The organism is Mycolicibacterium duvalii (genome assembly GCF_010726645.1).
In the GTDB taxonomy this organism is placed as follows: domain Bacteria; phylum Actinomycetota; class Actinomycetes; order Mycobacteriales; family Mycobacteriaceae; genus Mycobacterium; species Mycobacterium duvalii.
In genome coordinates, this window is the sequence record NZ_AP022563.1 from 5618361 (window position 1) to 5636809 (window position 18449).

The 18449-nt window shown below is 67.2% G+C and carries 21 protein-coding genes; 8 read left to right on the forward strand and 13 right to left on the reverse strand.

All coding sequences use genetic code 11. The features are described from left to right. The first annotated feature begins 235 nt into the window (after positions 1-235). Complete coding sequence (locus G6N31_RS26715) at positions 236-1459, forward strand: oxygenase MpaB family protein (protein WP_098002783.1); 1224 nt, start codon at positions 236-238, stop codon at positions 1457-1459. On the opposite strand, the gene G6N31_RS26720 is transcribed toward G6N31_RS26715, so the two are convergent. The 4 genes from G6N31_RS26720 to G6N31_RS26735 form a co-directional block, all read right to left on the reverse strand. After that, entirely contained in the window at positions 1443-2471 is a 1029-nt protein-coding gene (locus tag G6N31_RS26720; protein ID WP_098002784.1) for a YihY/virulence factor BrkB family protein, read from the reverse strand. The genes G6N31_RS26715 and G6N31_RS26720 overlap by 17 nt on opposite strands. A gap of 1057 nt (positions 2472-3528) precedes the next feature. Beyond that, positions 3529-4089, reverse strand: coding sequence for a hypothetical protein (locus G6N31_RS27180; RefSeq protein WP_163722405.1), 561 nt, complete (start codon positions 4087-4089; stop codon positions 3529-3531). Between the two features lie 15 nt (positions 4090-4104). Continuing rightward, positions 4105-4263, reverse strand: coding sequence for a hypothetical protein (locus G6N31_RS26730; RefSeq protein WP_163722407.1), 159 nt, complete (start codon positions 4261-4263; stop codon positions 4105-4107). Positions 4264-4747: 484 nt separating this feature from the next. Continuing rightward, entirely contained in the window at positions 4748-5569 is an 822-nt protein-coding gene (locus G6N31_RS26735) for a class I SAM-dependent methyltransferase (RefSeq protein ID WP_234815242.1), read from the reverse strand. A 254-nt stretch (positions 5570-5823) separates the two neighbouring features. Here G6N31_RS26735 and G6N31_RS26740 point away from each other — a divergent pair, with 254 nt between their 5' ends. Then, positions 5824-7152 (forward strand): H(+)/Cl(-) exchange transporter ClcA, encoded by a 1329-nt coding sequence (locus tag G6N31_RS26740; protein WP_098002785.1) that lies wholly within the window; start codon positions 5824-5826, stop codon positions 7150-7152. Positions 7153-7158: 6 nt separating this feature from the next. Here the strand turns inward: G6N31_RS26740 and G6N31_RS26745 are convergent, their stop codons facing one another. From G6N31_RS26745 to G6N31_RS26760, 4 genes are all read right to left on the reverse strand, one after another. Then, positions 7159-7653 carry an SRPBCC family protein gene (locus tag G6N31_RS26745; RefSeq protein ID WP_098002786.1) on the reverse strand — a complete coding sequence of 165 codons (495 nt, stop codon included), beginning with the start codon at positions 7651-7653 and terminating at the stop codon, positions 7159-7161. Positions 7654-7688: 35 nt separating this feature from the next. Continuing rightward, positions 7689-8027: an ArsR/SmtB family transcription factor gene (locus G6N31_RS26750; protein WP_098002787.1), complete on the reverse strand. Its 339-nt coding sequence runs from the start codon at positions 8025-8027 to the stop codon at positions 7689-7691. A 63-nt stretch (positions 8028-8090) separates the two neighbouring features. Next, positions 8091-9452 (reverse strand): wax ester/triacylglycerol synthase domain-containing protein, encoded by a 1362-nt coding sequence (locus G6N31_RS26755; protein ID WP_098002788.1) that lies wholly within the window; start codon positions 9450-9452, stop codon positions 8091-8093. Between the two features lie 108 nt (positions 9453-9560). Further along, the gene (locus G6N31_RS26760; protein ID WP_098002789.1) at positions 9561-10637 is read right to left on the reverse strand and encodes an SDR family oxidoreductase; all 1077 of its coding nucleotides are present in this window, start codon (positions 10635-10637) and stop codon (positions 9561-9563) included. Between the two features lie 235 nt (positions 10638-10872). Between G6N31_RS26760 and G6N31_RS26765 the strand changes: the two genes are divergently transcribed. The 4 genes from G6N31_RS26765 (at position 10873) to G6N31_RS26780 (ending at position 14334) form a co-directional block, all read left to right on the forward strand. Then, positions 10873-11163: a hypothetical protein gene (locus G6N31_RS26765; RefSeq protein ID WP_098002790.1), complete on the forward strand. Its 291-nt coding sequence runs from the start codon at positions 10873-10875 to the stop codon at positions 11161-11163. A 68-nt stretch (positions 11164-11231) separates the two neighbouring features. Next, a complete protein-coding gene (locus G6N31_RS26770) occupies positions 11232-12800 on the forward strand; it encodes a PE-PPE domain-containing protein (RefSeq protein WP_234815244.1) in 1569 nt (522 codons plus the stop codon). Positions 12801-12824: 24 nt separating this feature from the next. After that, positions 12825-13496 carry a class I SAM-dependent methyltransferase gene (locus G6N31_RS26775; RefSeq protein WP_098002791.1) on the forward strand — a complete coding sequence of 224 codons (672 nt, stop codon included), beginning with the start codon at positions 12825-12827 and terminating at the stop codon, positions 13494-13496. A gap of 73 nt (positions 13497-13569) precedes the next feature. Next, the gene (locus G6N31_RS26780) at positions 13570-14334 is read left to right on the forward strand and encodes a superoxide dismutase family protein (protein WP_098002792.1); all 765 of its coding nucleotides are present in this window, start codon (positions 13570-13572) and stop codon (positions 14332-14334) included. A gap of 12 nt (positions 14335-14346) precedes the next feature. On the opposite strand, the gene G6N31_RS26785 is transcribed toward G6N31_RS26780, so the two are convergent. From G6N31_RS26785 to G6N31_RS27115, 4 genes are all read right to left on the reverse strand, one after another. Beyond that, entirely contained in the window at positions 14347-14655 is a 309-nt protein-coding gene (locus tag G6N31_RS26785) for a hypothetical protein (RefSeq protein WP_098002793.1), read from the reverse strand. Between the two features lie 67 nt (positions 14656-14722). Continuing rightward, on the reverse strand, positions 14723-15481 hold the full coding sequence (locus G6N31_RS26790) for a DUF427 domain-containing protein (protein WP_234815245.1): 759 nt from the start codon (positions 15479-15481) through the stop codon (positions 14723-14725). Between the two features lie 8 nt (positions 15482-15489). Then, positions 15490-15789 (reverse strand): DUF732 domain-containing protein, encoded by a 300-nt coding sequence (locus tag G6N31_RS26795; RefSeq protein WP_098002795.1) that lies wholly within the window; start codon positions 15787-15789, stop codon positions 15490-15492. A gap of 85 nt (positions 15790-15874) precedes the next feature. After that, on the reverse strand, positions 15875-16027 hold the full coding sequence (locus G6N31_RS27115; RefSeq protein WP_165776235.1) for a hypothetical protein: 153 nt from the start codon (positions 16025-16027) through the stop codon (positions 15875-15877). Positions 16028-16222: 195 nt separating this feature from the next. Here G6N31_RS27115 and G6N31_RS26800 point away from each other — a divergent pair, with 195 nt between their 5' ends. Next, positions 16223-17080, forward strand: coding sequence for a formate/nitrite transporter family protein (locus G6N31_RS26800; RefSeq protein WP_098002796.1), 858 nt, complete (start codon positions 16223-16225; stop codon positions 17078-17080). Beyond that, positions 17077-17526: a cyanase gene (gene cynS / locus G6N31_RS26805; protein WP_098002797.1), complete on the forward strand. Its 450-nt coding sequence runs from the start codon at positions 17077-17079 to the stop codon at positions 17524-17526. The genes G6N31_RS26800 and cynS overlap by 4 nt, the downstream gene beginning before the upstream one ends. 53 nt (positions 17527-17579) lie before the next feature. Here the strand turns inward: cynS and G6N31_RS26810 are convergent, their stop codons facing one another. After that, entirely contained in the window at positions 17580-18431 is an 852-nt protein-coding gene (locus G6N31_RS26810) for a sigma-70 family RNA polymerase sigma factor (protein WP_098002798.1), read from the reverse strand. Between the last annotated feature and the right edge of the window lie 18 nt (positions 18432-18449).

Below are 18449 nucleotides of genomic sequence, written 5' to 3' on the forward strand. Positions count from 1 at the left end.
CCGAACCCGATGCGAAGCAACCGAAACGGTGAATGTCCAGACCTCCTCGCCGAGCCGTCACCGCCATCGTGCCCGAGCGCGGGGTGTCGCGCCGGTGGCGGTCGAATTCGTCAGAGTTCGGACACTCCCGAATCCGGTCCCCGCAGGCCGGACCCGTCGTTGACACCGACCGGGCCTCCGTCTACGGTCACTTTGACTACGCGTGTTGTCAGAATTAGCTCGAGGAGGAGCTGCTGTGAGCGTGCCCATCCCGACGCGCCATCCCGAGCGGCCCCGGCCCATCCCGGCCGGGGTGCGCGCCATCGCGACGGCGTTGGCGATCGCGAACCCGACAGCTCAGCAGTGGCAGGTTCTCGGCGAACGCCTGACCGTCGGTGACGAGCCGATGGATCGACTGGTCGACTGGATGGTTGCCACCGGAGTGGAACAGACGCGACCGTTGTTCGAGCGCGCGCTGACCGACGGCATCGCCAATGTCACCGACGCTCCGGCCCCGCTGCGGGAATTCTTCGACAGCGTCGAGAAGCGCCCCGAGTGGGTGGACCTCGACCTGGTGCGCCGGGGGCAACGGGCGCTGCGGCGCGGCGGTGCCGACGGGATGTACCTGGCCCGTGACGTGTCGCTGCTGGGCGGCTATCAGTTCTCCGGCTTCAACAAGACACTGCTGCGCACCGGCGCCCTGGAGAAGGGGTCGAACAAGCGGTTCGCCGAGACCATGCAGTGGGCGATGGACGTCATCGCCGAGGACGGCCTGGAGCCGCTCGGGGTGGGATACCGGTCGACGATCCGAGTGCGGCTCATCCACTCGTTCGTGCGCCGGCACGTGGCGGCCATGCCGGACTGGCGCACGAGCGAATGGGGCGTGCCGGTCAATCAGACAGACATGGCGGCGACGCTGGTCGGCGCACTCGTCGCGCCGGCCGTCGGTGCGGTGGGCATGGGGGTGGTGCTGTCGCCCTCGGAGTACAGCGCTGTGGCTCACCTGACCCGGTACGTCGGCTGGCTCATCGGCGTCGAAGATCACTGGCTGCCCAGAAGTTTCCGCGACAGCGTGCGGGTGCTCGCGCACACGCTCTCCGCGCTGGCCGCACCCGACGAATCGACCAAACAGCTGGCCGTGCCGATGGTCGATGACCCGCTGTCCTGGCACTACGACAGGCTGCCCGGCCTGCGTCGGCGCATCGCCCGGGCCCAGCATCTGTCCATCACCAGTGCGTTCCTCGGCCGTCGCGCCGTGCGGTCACTGGGGCTGCCGTCGTACTCGCTGCCGTGGTATCCGCTGCTCAAGATGCCGGTGAACCTGGCGCGCAGCGTGGCCGCTCTGAGCCTGCCCGGCGGAATGGAGCGCGCCGATCACCGCGGCCGACGCCAGCATGACGCGCTGTTACGCACCATGATCGGCGTCGGCGCGTCGGCGACCATCGGGGAGTCCGCGGCGCATGTCAGCAGGGTTGCGTAAGAGACTCGCTGCTGCGCCGCCGGCGCAGAAGACTGCGTAGCCGCCAGGGATGCTTGTCGCACGGCCACATTTTCTCGATCTCGGCGTTGAATTCCGCGCCCAGCAGCACCGCGAATGCGGTGATGTAGAGCCACAACACGACTGCGATCGGTACCGCGAGTTGGGTGAACACGGCATCGGTCTGGACCGTCAGGGCCAGGTAGGCCCGCAGCGCCGCGGATGCCAGCAGCCACAACACCATCGCCAGAATCGCCCCCGGGACATCCCGGCGCCACGGGGTGTGCCACGGCACGCCCACGTGGTACAGCGTCGCCAGCCCGGCCAGGACCAGCAGCACGACAGCCGGCCAGAATGCCAGCTCGAAGAACCGCAGCGTCGCGTCGGCGACGGTGTCGGGCAACAGCCACTGAAGAATCTGCGGGCCGAACACCAGCGCCGGCAGCACGGCGACCGCACCGAGGAGCAGTCCGATGGTCAGCCCCAGCGCCAACAGGCGCTGTCGCCACCCCGCCCGCGGGTCGACGTTGTAGGCGATGGTGATGGTCTCCAAATACCGGTTCACCGCACGTGATCCGGTCCAGATGCTCAGCACGATGCCGGCCGAGACGACGCCGCCGCGGGTCGAGTTCAGCACGGTGTCCACGATCTGCTCGTAGGACCCGTAGGTGGGATCGGAGAGAAACGATCGGGGGATCTCGAGGACGACCGTGCGGAACCGTTCGGTGCCCTCAGGGCTCAGCGAGGCCGCGACGAAACCCAGCGAACCGATGATGGCCAGCAGCAGCGCCGGCAGGGAGATCAGTGTGAACAGCGCTGCCTCGGCGGCCAGGCCCGGCACCCGATCCCTGATCGTCGAGCGGCTGGTGCGATAGATGAGCCGGCCCGCCTGCCGCACCGGCCGGGGCAGGGCCGCGAAGCGCACCCGCACGTGGCTGCCCACCGCATCGCGGGCCGCCGATGCCGACGTCGACAGCCGCGACCGCAGAGTGTGCCCTTCGTCGTCCGGTGCCATTGCTTCGAGACTAGGAGACGGAGTACCTCACGGCGTCGACCTTCTCCTCGCGGGCCCACGGCGGCATCGGCGAGCATGTCGACACCTTCAACGGCAGACGTTGAATACCGTTATCCATCAGCATGTCCCATGCTACGAGGCCCTAAAGCTCAGCGAGCGGGCGGTCGATGGAGCCGCCGCGCGCAGCCAGGAGCTGCCGGCGTTCGGTGGCGGCGGTGGCCCCCTCGGTGCCGCCGCGCTGCGGCGCTTATTGCTAATGATAACCATTCCCATTAATGTGCTGCGCGGGGCATGAATCGAGTGGATTGAGGTTTTCAGCGTGCGTGAGCAGTGGTTGTGGGCGGTCTCATCGTCGGCATCGGTGGTGATGCTGGTCGGCGCCTATGGGGTCGACGACAATCCGTCCGGCGACACCCGGCGCCAACACGTCGTGAGCAGCCACGCCATCGACCTGGTCAGTTACCAGCGTCCGATCCTGCCGCTGAGTCCGGCAGACAGCAGCGCGCGGACCGCCGGTTCGAGCGACCGGGGCGGCACCACGCGCGAGTCGCGCCGAAGTGGCCGCAGCTCTGACGGCGCCGTTCGTCGAGACTCCCATGGTCGCGATCCTGTCCGGAGGTTCGAGCCCGGTGCCCAGCGCGCCGCTGAGCAAGTAGCGCCACGGAACTCAGCTCGCGGCGGTGGTGGACCTGGCGACGACCGCGATGCGCGCCGAGCCGTGCGCGAGTTCGCGCCGAGCCGAAATGAGGCGGCCGACGATGTCGGGAGGGACACCCGTGCTGACCGAGAGGTGTTATTGCGAACAGAACCTGATAATCAGGATCGGCGTGTCCGCCAGCAAGGCGGTGACGGCGACCGTCACGACCCGGGCGTCGACCGTGACATGGCCGACGGCGTTGCACCCGCCGGTGGCCACGAACGCGAGACGCTCATCGCGCCGGCCCGTCGCGGCGATGACGGCGGAGGGCCGGATCAGCTGGATGACATCCGCGATTCCGCACCCGGCCGCGACGACGCCGGTCAGGACATAGATGCCGAGATGCGCGCCGGCAGAGAGCTAGCTACGCGCAACTACTTTGACGTGCTGTCCCAGCGCGAGCCCCACCATGATCACGATGGTGATGACCATGACCATGATCACGATGGTGATGACCATGACCATGACCACGATGGTGATGACCATGACCATGACCATGACCACGATGGTGATGACCATGATCACGACCACGATGGTGATGACCATGATCACGATCACGATGGTGATGACCATGACCATGACCACGATGGTGATGACCACCATCACGATCACGATGGTGATGACCATGATCACGATCACGATGGTGATGACCATGATCACGATCACGATGGTGATGACCATGATCATGACCACGATCACGAGTCCGGGGAACGTCCTCGCCCGCGTGGCCAAGGCCAGGGATACCTCGGCGGCGGCGACCACGGGCATAGTCACGGCGGCGATGGCGGCGACCACGGGCACAGCCACGGCGGCGATGGCGGCGACCACGGCCACAGCCACGGCGGCGATGGTGCCGACCACGGCCACAGCCACGGCGGCGATGGTGCCGACCACGGGCACAGCCATGGCGGGACCGATCATGGCCACGAAGGTGAACTAGCACACGACCATTCGCATGACCACGGCGCCGAAGCGGGGATGGGTCACGGCCATGACCACGTCCACGACCACGTTGCGCTCGTTGGAATGTCGCACGACCACGGTCACGATCACGGCGAAGCGGGTCATGCTCACGCCCACGGTTCGCACGGGCATGCGCATGACCACAGCGCATACGGGCACGCCCACGCTCACGGGTCAGGCAACCACGACGACGACCACGGTGGCCACGACCATGACCATGGTGGTCACAACCACGACCATGGTGGTCACGACCATGACCATGGTGGTCATGACCACGACCACGACCATGACCGTGGAACGAGCCTCGGTGCCGACGAGACGGAGAATCTCGCCGCCGTCCCGACCAGTCGCACGACTTCGTGGACGGCACCGCTGGTGTGGACGGGTTTGATCGCCGCGCTGGGCGCGTTGGTTCTCGGAAGGCGCTGGTTCACAGGGGCTCTCAGCGCGACGGTCAGTGAATGGAAGGGCATGCGGGCGCGACGCAAGTGACCGCTGGGGGCGAGATGCCCGGCGGAAGCTCCGCCGGGCATTTCCGCAGCGCGAGCTACTGGGCGCTCGGTCTACCCGGGACTGGCACCCCCCGGCCCGCTTGGTGACGCCCTCGGGGCGTCGCTCAAGACATCGGTTCGGCGGCGATGACGTAGTCGAAGCCGTGGCGCAGGCCGCCCTCCTGCTCGTGGAGGGCCAGGGCCCGCGTCCGAAGATCCTCGACGTACGTGCGCATCGCGGCCCCGAGATCCGTACTGACGAAACGCTCGAGCCGATTCAGGCACATGTCTAGCTGGCTGTGGACGTATTGCGCGTGGTAGCGGATGGGGAAGCGTCGCGCATCGATCATCCGGAAACCGGCGAGTCCCAGCTTTCGCAGCATCCAATCCATGGGGTACTCGCGGTACGGCCGCTCTCCGGCCAATAGAAGGCACGCATCGCGCGCCCGACCGATCTCCCAAATCATCCGACCGCTCGCGGTGTCCGGGGTGAACTGCACGTACGGTTCCAGCCCGATTACATAGAGCCGTCCGCCGTCGGTGACCAGCGGGCGCAACCGCTCGAACACCCGGTCCTGCCAGTACGGAGCGAAGCCCTCGATGGCTCCGACGAGATAGTCCACCAGCACGGTGTCGAAGGACTCACCGGTGAGGAGACTGTCATTGACCCAGTTGCCGACCAGTAGGCGATCCTGATCGCGCATGCGCTCACCCAGTGATGCGCGGGTCTTGTCGGCCATGTTCTGCGCCGCCGTCACGGCCGTCCAGCGTTCGGTCGGCAGGGTGAGCACCCAGTCCAGCGACTTCACGCCGGTTCCTGCGTCGAGAAAGCTGCCCCACGTCTTGGTGTCGTGCAGTGTCTCGACCCACCTGAACAGCGACGACATCTGGGCCGCGGGCTTATACGTGCGGTCTGCAACGGCCGCTGAATGTTCGGTGCCGTCCACGATGCTGCCTCTCGCCACTCGGTCGTGCGCTCGATGGTGTTGTGCTGCTGGCGTTTCCGTCCGTGATCTGTCACAGCCGGCTCGATAGCTCTCACCGCCGTCGACTAGCAGCGTACCGCCCTGACCCGGTTATTGAAAATGATTGTCATCTGACTAGGCTTATTTCGTCGGCGAATGCGGTGTCAGCGTGAGGCTGTCTGCCACACTGAACACTCAGTCCGGCCCCGCGACAGAGGAGAACGGTTGCTCGCCTCATGACCGCGCCAGCGGCGTCGGACGGGCTGCCACCGTCAGTGCGCATGTCCGTCGTGATCTGCGTAACCGCGGTGGCCGCCGGTGTCATCATCGGATTCGTCGGCGGCGCGTTCCGCTGGTGCCTGCAGGTCGCCGAGCGGCTGCGTATCGACCTGGTCGACTGGGCCCACCAGTTGCCGGGGCCGTCATTCCTGATCCCGATGGCCGCCGCCGCAACCGGCGCCACACTGGCCGCGCTGATCGTGCGGTGGGAACCGCTCGCGGCCGGAAGCGGAATCCAACACGTGGAGGCAGTGTTTCGCGGCGAGGCCCGCCTGCCCCGCATCCGTCTGCTGCCGGCCCGCTTCGTCGGCGGGGTGTTGTCGATCGGATCGGGCCTGGTGCTGGGCCGCGAGGGACCGACGGTGCACATGGGTGCCGCGGTGGGAGCCGAAGCGGCCCGGCGCGCCCGATTACCCGATAGCGAAGTCAGGATGATGCAGACGGCGCTGGGCGGAGCGGGTCTGGCCGTCGCCTTCAATGCGCCCATCGCCGGCGCGCTGTTCACCCTCGAGGAAGTGACGAAGTCATTCCGCGTGCAGACCGTGGTGGCCACGATCTTCGCCGCGGCCTCCGCGGTGGGGTGCTCGCGGCTCCTGCTCGGCAATCACCCGGATTTCCAGGTGGTTTCGATTCCTGCGCCCGCATTGGGTTGGCTGCCGCTGTTCATCGTGTTCGGGCTGTTCGCCGGTGTGCTCGGCGCCCTCTACAACGCGCTGGTGTTGTGGTTCATCGACCACGTCACCGCACTGCGTCGCATCCCCGCCGTGGCGAAAGCGACCGTCATCGGCGCGGTCATCGGGCTGGCGATGTTCGTGCTGCCGCTCGGCGTCGGGGGAGGGGACACCCTCACTCAACTGATCCTCAGCGGTCACGCCCTTGTGCTGCCGGTCGTCGTCGGCTATCTGTTGATGCGGTTCGTCGCCGGGCCGTTGTCGTACTCGGCCGCAGTGCCCGGCGGGTTGTTCGCGCCGTTGCTGGCCGTGGGCGCGTTGTGGGGACTGCTGTTCGTCGGCGTCTTCAACATGGTGTGGCCCGGCGACGTCGCCCATCTCTCGGTGCCGATGGCCCTGGTGGGTATGGCGGCATTCTTCGGTGCCACCGTACGGGCGCCGGTGACCGGTATCGTCATCGTGATCGAGATGACGGCGACGACGTCGGTCGCCGTGCCGATGCTGGCCGCCACGGCCGCGGCGGTCCTCGCCGCGCACCTGTTGGGCTCCCAACCGATCTACGACAGCCTGCGCGAGCGACTCTCGCCGGAAACTCCGCCCAGGCAACAGCACTGAGCACCGTCACCGGTTGGCCAGGTACTTCTCCAGTTTGTCGAGCTGCGCCTTGTATCCCCACTTCATGCCGAACGCGGCCATCTTGGCCTTCGGACCGATCGCCGTGATGGCGATGTCGAGGACAACGACGGTGTCGCCGTTACGTTCGGTCAGTGTGATCGCATTGGTGTGCTGGATCGTCGAACCGTCTTCCTCGCCCTCGGTCCACGAGCGAGCGTCGTATCGCAGCCGGGTCGGCTCATCGATGAGCGTGAAGGTGCCCGACATCGGCCAGCGGGTGCCCTGATACTTACCCATGGCCTCGCCGGCTTCCATCACGATGAAGATCCGCCCTCCCACCGTGAGATCCACGTCGCACTCCGCGACGAACGTCTTCTCCGGTCCCCACCACTCCCGCAACATGTCCGGTTGCGTCCATGCCCGCCACACCGTCGCGACAGGGGCGCGGTAGGTGCGTTCGAAGTGCAGGTTCTTGGTCTTCTTGAAGATCTGGGACAGCATGAATTCTCCAATCGTCGGGTCAGTACACGGCGCGGTCAGCGGTCGGTCGGCTCGCCGTCGGCTCCGTCGGCGAGCGAATCGAGATAGCGGCCCAACGAGTCGAGCCGGGCCTCCCACAGGTGGGTGAACGACTCGACCCAGCGTCCGATCTCCTCGAAGGGTGCAGGGTCGAGGTGGTAGATGCGCTTGCGCGACAGCGCTTCACCGACGACGATCCCCGAATCACCCAACACCCGAAGGTGTTTGCTCACCTGCGGCTGGCGAATCTCCAACGTCTCGGCGATCTCGCCCACCGACAACGGACCTGTGCGCAGCAGTTCGACGATCCTCAGGCGGTTCGGCTCGGCGAGAGCCCCCAACGTCGTCGCCTGCATGACGCCACGCTACGACTGCCGACATATTCCTGTCAAGGAATATGTCAGTGGGCGGTGCCCGCCTCAATCAGCGGCCAGCGCCAGCACCTCGTCAAAGCCCGCCTGCAGGCATTCGCGGAACAGTCCGATGTCGGGTATCGCACCGCTGTCGACGTCGATACCGAGCGCACAGGTGTCGACGTAGGTCAGCAGCGTGACGTTGACGGCCGAACCGATCGTCGGGCCGAACGCGTACTGGATCCGTACCTTCGCGCCTCCCAGGTACACCGGCACCGGTATGCCGGGCACATCACTGCAGAGAAAGTCGACGTGGCGCAGGATGGAGCCGATGTACCAGCGCGGCATCAGGTTCAGCGCCCCGGCGATCGCCTGGGTGTACGGCAACGACTTCTCGTGGCGCACGCGTTCGGTGCGTTCACGGATCTGCCGGATGCGTTCGGCGGGGTCCGTCAGGCCGGCCGGAATATCGAAACGCATCAACGTGATTCGGTTACCTCCGGGCGCGTCACCCTCAGCCCGCAGGCTGATCGGCATGCACAGGTGCAGCGCTTCGACGCCGGTGCCGTGCTTCTCGTGATACAGACGCAGACCCCCGGCCACCCCGGCGACGAACGCGTCGTTCAGTGCGCCGCCGCTGCGGTGGGCGGCCTCCCGCAACGGGGGCATCGGCACCTCGAGCACGTCCAGCCGGCGGATCAGGGTCCGCTGCGTCATCAGCCGCGACCCGGTGGAGTTGACCGGACGGACCGTGCGGTAGACCGACGCCGCCATCGCCGCAGCGGAATCGAGCGTCTTCACCGGACTGCGCACGGTGTCGGCGACGAGTCGGGGGAGCGCGGAGAGGGCGCCGGTGACCGCCGAGCCGACGACCCCGAGGCCGTAGCGTGCGGAGTCGCGGTAGTCATCAAGGGCAGACCGCTGCGGCGCGGGGCGCGCAGCGTCCTCGACGGCCGGCATTTCGGGGGACAGGCCGAACAGCGTCATCGCGATCTGGATGCCACCGATGCCGTCGGTCAGTGAGTGATGGAACGTGCACAGCAGCGCGGCTTCGCCGTCGGGCAGGCCTTCGACCAACGTGAGCTTCCACATCGGCCGGGCCCGGTCGAGGTCCTCCATCTGCGCGAGCCGGGCGAGTTCCAGCACGGCGTCGAAGCCGCCGCCCGTCGGCGCGGCGATCCGGCGCAGGTGAAAGTCCAGATCGAAGTCGGCGCAGTCCTGCCACCGTGGCGGCGCGGGCGGCGGCGAATCAACCACGGTCTGCCGCAGCATGGGCAACTCCAGGCTGAGCCGCTCGACCCGGCCGCGGACCTCCGCCCAGTCCGGTGACCGATCCAACATCAGCACCGTCACCACGGTCGACCTGAGCCGTGGATCGCTTTCCATCGACCAGGTGAACGCGTCGCTGTTACGCATGAAATCGCTCATCGTGTACTCCCATTCCCACGCTAGAGCGCCGTGCCACCAGCCACACCGGCTTGCCGGCAATCGAGGACTTTGTGCTCTAAGCAGACGGCCTGCGGTGGAGGCTCCGGTTCAGTACATCGCCGTTGATCCGATGTCGGGATGTGCCCGCATGAAAGCGACCAACCGATCGACGTAGCTGAGAAACGGCGGCGGCTGCACACCGCTTCCGGCGAGATCGGCCCGGAGATTGTCGGTCAGGTAGAACGTCGGATGGGCGAAGTAGTCGACGGCTTCGGCAGGCATGCGAAGTAGCCGGTACACACCGGGGACGTGGCGGATGGCCGCTTTGGCCCACTTGCGAGGCAACGGTATCGACGTGACGTCGCGGCAAGTCGCGTCGGCCAAGGCTGCGATCAGTTGGGTCACGGTGAGCGGTTGGGGATCGGCGACGTGATAAGTGCGCCCGGCTGACGCGGCCAGTCCACTCAGATGTATCAGGGCGTCGACCACGAAGTCGCGCGGCACCACGTTGACCCGCACCGTGTCGGGGTCCCCGACGACCGGAAGGAAGGCCCTGCGCGGCTGGCGCAGCAACCACTGCATGACGAAATAGGGACCGTCATACTTCTGGGTCTCGCCGGTTCGGCTGTCTCCCATAACGATCGAGGGGCGGTAAATCGTGGCGGGCATGCCTTCCGACATGCGCCGTCGCACTTCTGCCTCGGCGAGGTGTTTGGATTCCTCGTAGAAGTTGTTGAACGGTGCCCCCACTTCCAGATCATCCTCGCTGAACGGTCCGGCGTAGCGGCCGCTGACATAACAGGTGCTGATGTGATGCAGCCGGGACAGATCGGGGCACCCCTCCAATGCATTGAGTAGATTGCGGGTTCCGGCGACGTTGACTCGATGTGCGATGTCTCGGGAGATGGTCAGGTCGTACACCGCGGCAAGATGCCACGCCTCGGTGACACCGACCAGGGCCTGCCGGTCCACGCCGAGACCGGGCTGGGTGATGTCGCCCTCGATGACCCTGACCCGCCGGGGCAACTGGGGATCGACGGCGCCGAGCTCGGCCACGCGCCGGTGGGCGGTCTCGACGAACTGGCGCTGCACGACACATTCCGCCTCGTCGTCGCCGCGCTCCAGAATCCGAGGCAGCAACGAACTGCCCAGGAACCCGGGCAACCCCGTCATCAACACCGACATGGGTGCCGATGCTCGACCACGGCGCAGAAGGAGGGAAGGGGCGAAGGGACCCCTTTTGGACAACCTTTGACCCTGCGCGCTCGCGCGGGAGCCGTCTTGCAGGCAAGAAACGTCGCCGAACGTGGCGAGGTCAAGGCTCAACGTCGCCGATTTTGTGGACTTTCGTCCATAGTTCCGTCCCGACGAGCGCAATAGCGTCGACCTCGACGACAACCATCCGGAGAAAGGCCCCGACATGTCTGACGTGGTTGAGAAGCCAGCCGAGACGTCGCCGTCGACCGACCTGCTCGACGAGGTGCGCGAATCAGCCAAGATGGGCCAGCACGCGGCGGCTGAGGCGCTGCGGGCCTTCCGTCACACGGTCAACGAGGCCGTGCCCGACGCGATGCAGCCGCTTCGCACCAAGCTCGTCGATGCGGCGATCGAGCTGGCCGACAAGCTCGTTGCCGCCCAATATCAGTTCAACCGCAACCTGATTCACACCGCTGACCGGGCATTGAGCAAGTCCGACGACGAACAGAAGTGACGACGCGCCAGTGACTTGTCGCCGGTAGGTTCGGCGCTGCACCTACCGGCGACTCCCCGGGAGCGAGGATGACCATGCGACGGAGCAGGCGGTCACCGCGGGTCCTGGCGGCTGTCCTGCTCGCGGCTCTGCTGACGCTCGCGACGGCGTTCTCGGCGGCGCTGGGCAATGCCGCGACGGCGCTCATCATGGGGGGGTCGTCGCACCCGCTGAGCATTCCGGGAGACACGCCCGAGTACATCCAGACCTACATCGCCGGCACGGATTCGAATTACATCGCGCCGAGCGGTCTGTGTGGTCTGCCGTGCTCGCTCGTCGCGGTGTACACCCCGGAACAGATCAGGTTCGTCACCGGACTGTTCGACCTGCCCTTCGATGAATCGGTGGCGATCGGTCAGGCCAACCTCGACGACTGCGCCCGCGGAGTGAGCTGCACCGTGACTCTCGCGCCCTACACCGCCACGGTGTCGCAGGCGGTCGCCGACGACGAGTACCTGGTGTTCGCCTATTCGGAGAGCGCGACCATCGCCTCCAAACAGAAGTTGCAACTGATCGCCCACCCGCTCGACGGGACGGTGAGTTTCCTGCTGCTGGCCAACCCGAACCGGCCCAACGGTGGCATCCTCGAACGTTTTGTCGGCGCCTATGTCCCGTTCCTCGGCATCAGCTTCGACGGCCCCACTCCGACCTTCTCGCCGTCCACCAAGCCGATGGTGACCGTCGACATCGCCCGGCAGTACGACGGCTGGACCGATTTCCCCACCAACCCGCTGAATCTCCTCGCCGTGGCCAATGCGATGTTCGGGACCGTCCTGGTGCACGGCGATTACTACGACGTGGGCACCCCCCAGTTGCAGGGCCTCTATCAGGACACCAGCTACTACCTGATACCCACACCGATCACGCCGTTGCTGACGCCGTTGACCTGGGTGCCGCTGCTGGGGCGGACCCTGGCCATCGCGATCGACGCACCGTTGCGCGTGCTGATCGAGACCGGATACGACCGCACCGTCAACCCCGGCAAACCGACGCCCGCCCGGTATCTGTACATCCCCGACTTGTTCCGCGCCGCAATCGATTTCGCCGCCGCAATACCCACCGGGTGGGACGACGCCATCAGCTACCTGGCCGGTGATCCCGACCTGAGACCCTTCCACACCGAGCCCGCGACGAGTCCCTACGGAGTGGGTGGGCCGCCCGTGTACGCGGGTGCGGTGGACCCGTACGGCGACCTTCCCTTCGACGAGGTGGCACCTGTCGAAGGACGTCACGACGCCGCCCGGCGGGAAGTCGATGAGATTCCGACGACGGCGGACGCCGCACCCCCGGCGACGAATTCGGAGGCGACCGAGACGGATGTGCCGGCCGGGGGCCGGGCAGATCCGGTGCGCACCGACGATGACGTGGACGACGCCGCTGCGGAACTCCCGCCGACTGACGTCATCGACATCGACAGCGGTATCGACATCGACACCGACAGCGGTACTGACATCGGCACCGACAGCGGCACCGCCGACCCGGACATCGACACTGCCGACCCGGAACCCGCGACACTGACGTCGTCGCCGGACGCCGAGTCAGAATCGGAGCAGTCTTCTCCGCCGGCGTCCGCCACCACCGGTCCCGATCCGCAGTGACCGGGTGGCAGGATGATCCCTGCCATGACACCGCCACTACCGGATCCAGAAGAGGTCAGCCGCGGCGCGGCGGTCTACACGTCGTCGATGCTGCGGATCTATGACCTCTACGTCGTGGGGTTCAACAACCGTTTCGTGTGGCGGTGCCCCGCAGAGGTGATGCTGCGCCAGTACGACACCCACGTCACCGGTCGCCATCTCGACATCGGTCCGGGCACCGGCTGGTATCTGGACCATGCCACGTTCCCGGGTCCGCGTCCGGAACTGACGCTGCTCGACCTCAACCCGAACAGCCTGGCCAAGGCCGGGGAACGGGTGCAGAGGTACTCACCGGAACTCGTCCAGGCCGACGTCTTCTCGCCTCTACCGGTGCCCGGACCCTTCGAGTCCGCCGGCGCGAACTACCTGTTCCACTGCCTGCCCGGCACCTGGGAGACCAAGAGCGTCGCCGTCGGAAACATCGCGGCTCGCCTGACCGACGACGGGGTGTTGTTCGGCGCGACCGTGCTGGGCCGCGACGTGCAGCACGGCTTCCTCGGGCGCCGCACAATGGCCCGATTCAATGCCTCGGGCATCTTCCACAACACCGAGGACGATCTCGACGGTCTTAACGCCGCGTTGCACACCCATTTCCGGGAGGCCTCGGTCGACGTCGTCGGCGCTGTCGCGCTGTTCACCGCCCAGAACCGGCGCTGACCCCAGGGTCCGCCCGATCAGCCTGGTCAATATTCGTCGTTTGCTGCCGGCGTCGGGTGGGTACGGGTCGGCCATGAACAAGCATGCCACCGTCGCCATCGCTTTGCTCGCCACTCCTGCCGCGGTACTGGCCGGCTGCGCCAACCAGTCCGGCGATGAGTCCGCCACCACGACGACCACCACGTCAGAGGCCGCCGCGCCCCAGGGCCTGACCACCCAGCTGACCACGGCCGACGGCACCGCCGTTGCCGACGCGACCATCGACTTCACCGAAGGTTTCGCCACCGTCACCATCGAGACGGTCGACAACAGCAACCTGTCCCCGGGCTTCCACGGAGTGCACCTGCATCAGTTCGGACGGTGTGAAGGACCCGACTTCGCTTCCGCCGGGGAACACTTCCAGGCTCCGGGCAGCACCGCCGAACCCGCCAGCGGCGACCTGCCGCCCCTGCTGGTTCGCTCAGACCGCGGCGGCAAACTGGTCGTAACCAGCGACTCGTTCACCGAGGAGGAACTGACCGGGCCTGAGGGTTCGGCCATCGTCCTGCACCAGGGCGCTCACCTGCCCGGCGCGATGGAGGGTGTCGACACCCGCATCGCCTGCGGCGTGATCAGTCCGGCCAGCACCACCGCCACCACCGAGACGACCACCACCACCTCGGTGGTCACCGAGACCGTCGCTCCGCCGCCGGCGACCGGCACCGAAACATCGCCGACCTCGCCGGCACCGGAAGGGGCCACGACCACGACCACCCCCGCCCCGACCACCACGACCGAGACCACCGCGACGACGACCACGACCGAAACCACTCCGGCCGCGCCGCCGCCGGCCGGCTGACGGGCCGGGGCCCTAGACCAGGGCGGCCAGAAACGACAGAATCGCCAGCACCACGAGGATCAGCCCGGCCAGCACGATGAAGGCGCCCAACGACGCTTTGCGTTGCGCCTGGCCGGCTTCCGAGCTGACGGCACCCTTGATCGACGTCTTCATCGTCGCGAAAAGATCCGACCACACGATGCGCGACAGACCGCGCCGGGTCGCCGTCGTGTCGCCCATCGGCCGGTCGGGCACCGCCCCGGCGCCGTTGCCGAACAGCACCAGCCCGATCACGACCGCCACCACCGCCAGCACCAGCAACACGACACCCAGCCCGACCATCACTCATCCTTCCGCGAACCCGACATGACGACCATCGAGTACCCGTAACCACAACGGCTGGAACTGATCAGCTGAAATGGGTCTGCGGGCGCGGTAGCCGTGCCCCGTCGACGGTGATGTCGACCTTCTCGTTGTAGAACGCCACCAGCCCGGCGATGGCCGCCACCGCCGGCAGCGGCGTCTCGTAGCTCCAGGCCAGGTCGGCATGGAGCGCCTCAGCCGTACGCACCGACCAGTAGCGCGACGTCGTCCCCTTGTACGGACACACCGTCTGGGTGTCCGAGGGTTCCAGATGAACGAACGCCACATCGGTACGATCTACGTAATACCTTGTGGGCAGGCCGGTTTCGAACAGCAGCACCGGTGCGCGGGTGTCGGCCAGCGTGAGCCCGTCGACCTCGACGACGACGTGGCGGTGCGACCGCAGCGCGTCGACCCGCGCGTACGGATTGCGCGGATGCTGGAAGATCGGCTCGTCCTCCTCGAACCAATCCAGCGCGTCCCACTCGAAACGGACCAGTCCGGCCACCGGTCCCTCCCCGTCGTCGAACACCCGCGCCGCCGAGCCAGCGGTCCGCCCGCCCGCCCGCAGGGCGAACATCCGGGACGGTCCGAACTGCACCCGCTGCGGATGGTCTTCGTCGATCAGGCAGTCCGGGCGCACGTCGGTCAGCGGCACGTAGTACTGCGGGTAGTACGGGATCTCCCACACGTACCGGGCCGCGGTGGTGTCGAAGACCAGCTCGCCGGCGCGGAAACCGCGGACCCGGCGCGGGCACGGCTCCACGCGGCCGCGATCGGTGGCGCTCTGCGGGTAATCGGGCACGAACATCCCTACGAGGGGCAGTACGACCGCGTCGCCGCGTCGACGAACAGACCACTCTGCTCTGCCGTCCAGCCCGCCGGTCCGACGATCTCGACTGCCACCTGGTCCGGTGCCTGGCCGGCGGAGACATAGGCGCAGATCGCGGTCGCCAGATCGATCGCATCTGTGGCGCTGGTGTAGGGGATCCCCTCGGTGTCGATGGCGTCGAGGAAGACGTCGTCGACGTCGTCGGCCGCCGCGGGAACCGCCGCGACGAGGGCCAGCGCCCCCGCCGCCGCCACCGCACCCCAAACGCGCGTGCCACGCATGCCGGCCCCCTCCCAGACGTTTGCCAGCGGCTACAGCCTACGCCGCGCGTGCCGGGCTGGACCGGTGATTGCCGACGGTGATCGCTCAGGTCTCGTCGGGGATCTGATGGCGCGTCTGGCTGCGCGCCGGCGCATCGGGGTCGTCGTCGGCATGCTCGAGCTTGCGTTGGAGTTCCTGCTGCTCGGCGGTGGCCTTGGTGGCGTCTTCGGGCGTCGGGGGGATCCTGCTCTGCTCCATGGGCGGACTCTCCATCGTCGGACGGGTGTGCGCGCACAGGGTTGTCCGTGTGGCTGCAGCCGAAACCCGGCGAACGCACAACCGGGCCGGTCGCCGCGTGAGGAAGCGGCAACACAAGCGCAGTAGCGGTGTCGCGGATCGGAAATATCGGCCAGGAAACCTGCTGCTGGTAGCCGATTCTCGGAAGGTTCTGTCATGTCATATGTGACTCCGTCGGACTTCGTTCAGAAGATGATCGACGCCGGCGCGGCGAAAGCCACCATGTCGACCCGCGACACCCTGATCCGCGCGTACATGGCCGGCGCGATTCTGGCGCTGGCCGCCGCGTTCGCGGTGACCATCACCGTCCAGACGGGCAACGCCCTGGTCGGCGCGGTGCTGTTCCCGGTCGGGTTCTGCCTGCTCTACCTGCTGGGTTTCGACCTGCTCACCGGCGTGTTCACGCTGGTGCCGCTGGCATTGCTGGACAAGCGCCGGGGCGTCACGGTGCGCTCGATGCTGCGCAACTGGGGCTGGGTGTTCCTCGGCAACCTCGGCGGCGCGCTGACCGTCGCGGTGATGATGGCCATCGTCTTCACCTACGGGTTCAGCGTGGACCCCAACGAGGTCGGCGTGCGTCTCGGCGAGATCGGCCACAGCCGCACCGTCGGTTACGCCGAACACGGCGGTGCCGGCATGCTCACCCTGTTCATCCGCGCGGTGCTGTGCAACTGGATGGTCTCCACCGGCGTCGTCGCGGCGATGATGTCGACCAGCGTCTCGGGCAAGGTCATCGCGATGTGGATGCCGATCATGCTGTTCTTCTACATGGGCTTCGAGCATTCGATCGTCAACATGTTCCTGTTCCCCTCCGGCCTGATGCTCGGCGGTGACTTCAACCTCGTCGACTACATGGTGTGGAACGAGATCCCGACCGTGCTCGGCAACCTCGTCGGCGGCCTGACCTTCGTCGGTCTGACGCTCTTCGCCACCCACGCGCGGACCGGGCCGGACCGGCTGACGGTCCTCGACGCCCCGGTGGTGGCCCCGCGCCGCGAGGAGGTCAGCGCATGACACCGATCATGGCGAAGTCCGAGGCCGCCGAGCTGATCGTCGCGGCCCGGATCCGCAAGAAGCTGACGTGGGCCGAGATCGCGAGCGAACTCGACGCGCCGCTGGTGTGGTGTGTGGCCGCGCTGCTCGGGCAGCATCCGATGCCGGCGACACAGGCCGAACAGGTCTGCGCGCTGCTCGACCTCGACGAGTCGGTGGCAGAGAGCCTGCAACGGCAACCGGCCCGGGGCATCGACCCGGCACTGATGTCCGACCCCACGATCTACCGGTTCCACGAGGCGCTGTCGGTGTACGGCCCGGCGATCAAGGAGCTCATCCACGAGGAGTTCGGCGACGGCATCATGAGCGCGATCAACTTCAACGTCGACATCGCGCGCCGGGAGCATCCCGACGGTGACCGGGTGGTGGTCACCCTGGACGGGAAGTTCCTCGATTACCGCTGGTGACCGGGGACGGGCGGCGGCGCACCATCGCTACGGGCCGTTCGTCCCGATCTCGTTCACAGTGCGTAGAACCGGTCGGCCGGACGCACCGGCCGCAGGTTGATCTCCGTGATGACGCCACCGGTGGTGGCGATGTCGATGAGGGCCCACGGGTGTCCGCCGGGTGCGATGACATCGACAGGGTGTCCGTCGACACGCATCGGGGCGCTGACGCGGATCCGGTCGACGAAGGATCGGGTCTCCTCGGCGACCGCCGCGGCGCCGCGGACGGTGGTGGCGGCGCCGCGCGGCAAGAGTGCCGGGTCGGCGCGGCGCACGCAATCCGGCGCCAACAGCGTCGTCATGCGGGCGATGTCGCCGCCCCGGGCGGCGTGCAGGAAGGCGTCGACGATCTCGCGGTGCTGACGGTCGTCGCGATGCTGCGGGCCGCCCGGCGCAGGCGGGGAGAGCCGGGCGCGCGCCCGGCTCGCGTGTTTCTTCGCGGCGGCCGGTGTGATGTCCAGTACCGCGGCCACCGTGTCGAACGGTAGCGAGAAGAGGTCGTGCAGCACGTAGGCCACCCGCTGCGGCGGGGTCAGCTCACGCATCAGCATCAGCAGCGCCCTCGACACGTCCTCACGGCGCAGCATCGCCTCGTCGGCGGCGGCGATCGCTGTGTCGATGCCGTCGGTGAGTTGGCGGCCAAGGGCATCTCGGCGCCTCCGCTCCCGGAGCTGGTCCAGGCAGACCCGGCTGACCACCGTTGTCAGCCACGCCGACGGGTTGTCGATGGCCGCAGTGTGCGCAGCCTGCGTGCGCAGCCATGCCGTCTGTACCGCGTCTTCAGCGTCCTGCGCCGCCCCGACGATCCGGTAGGCGACCGAGAGCAGCGTCGGCCGCGCTTGTTCGAATTCGGCTGTGGAGATCACGGTGTCACCTTTCCCGCG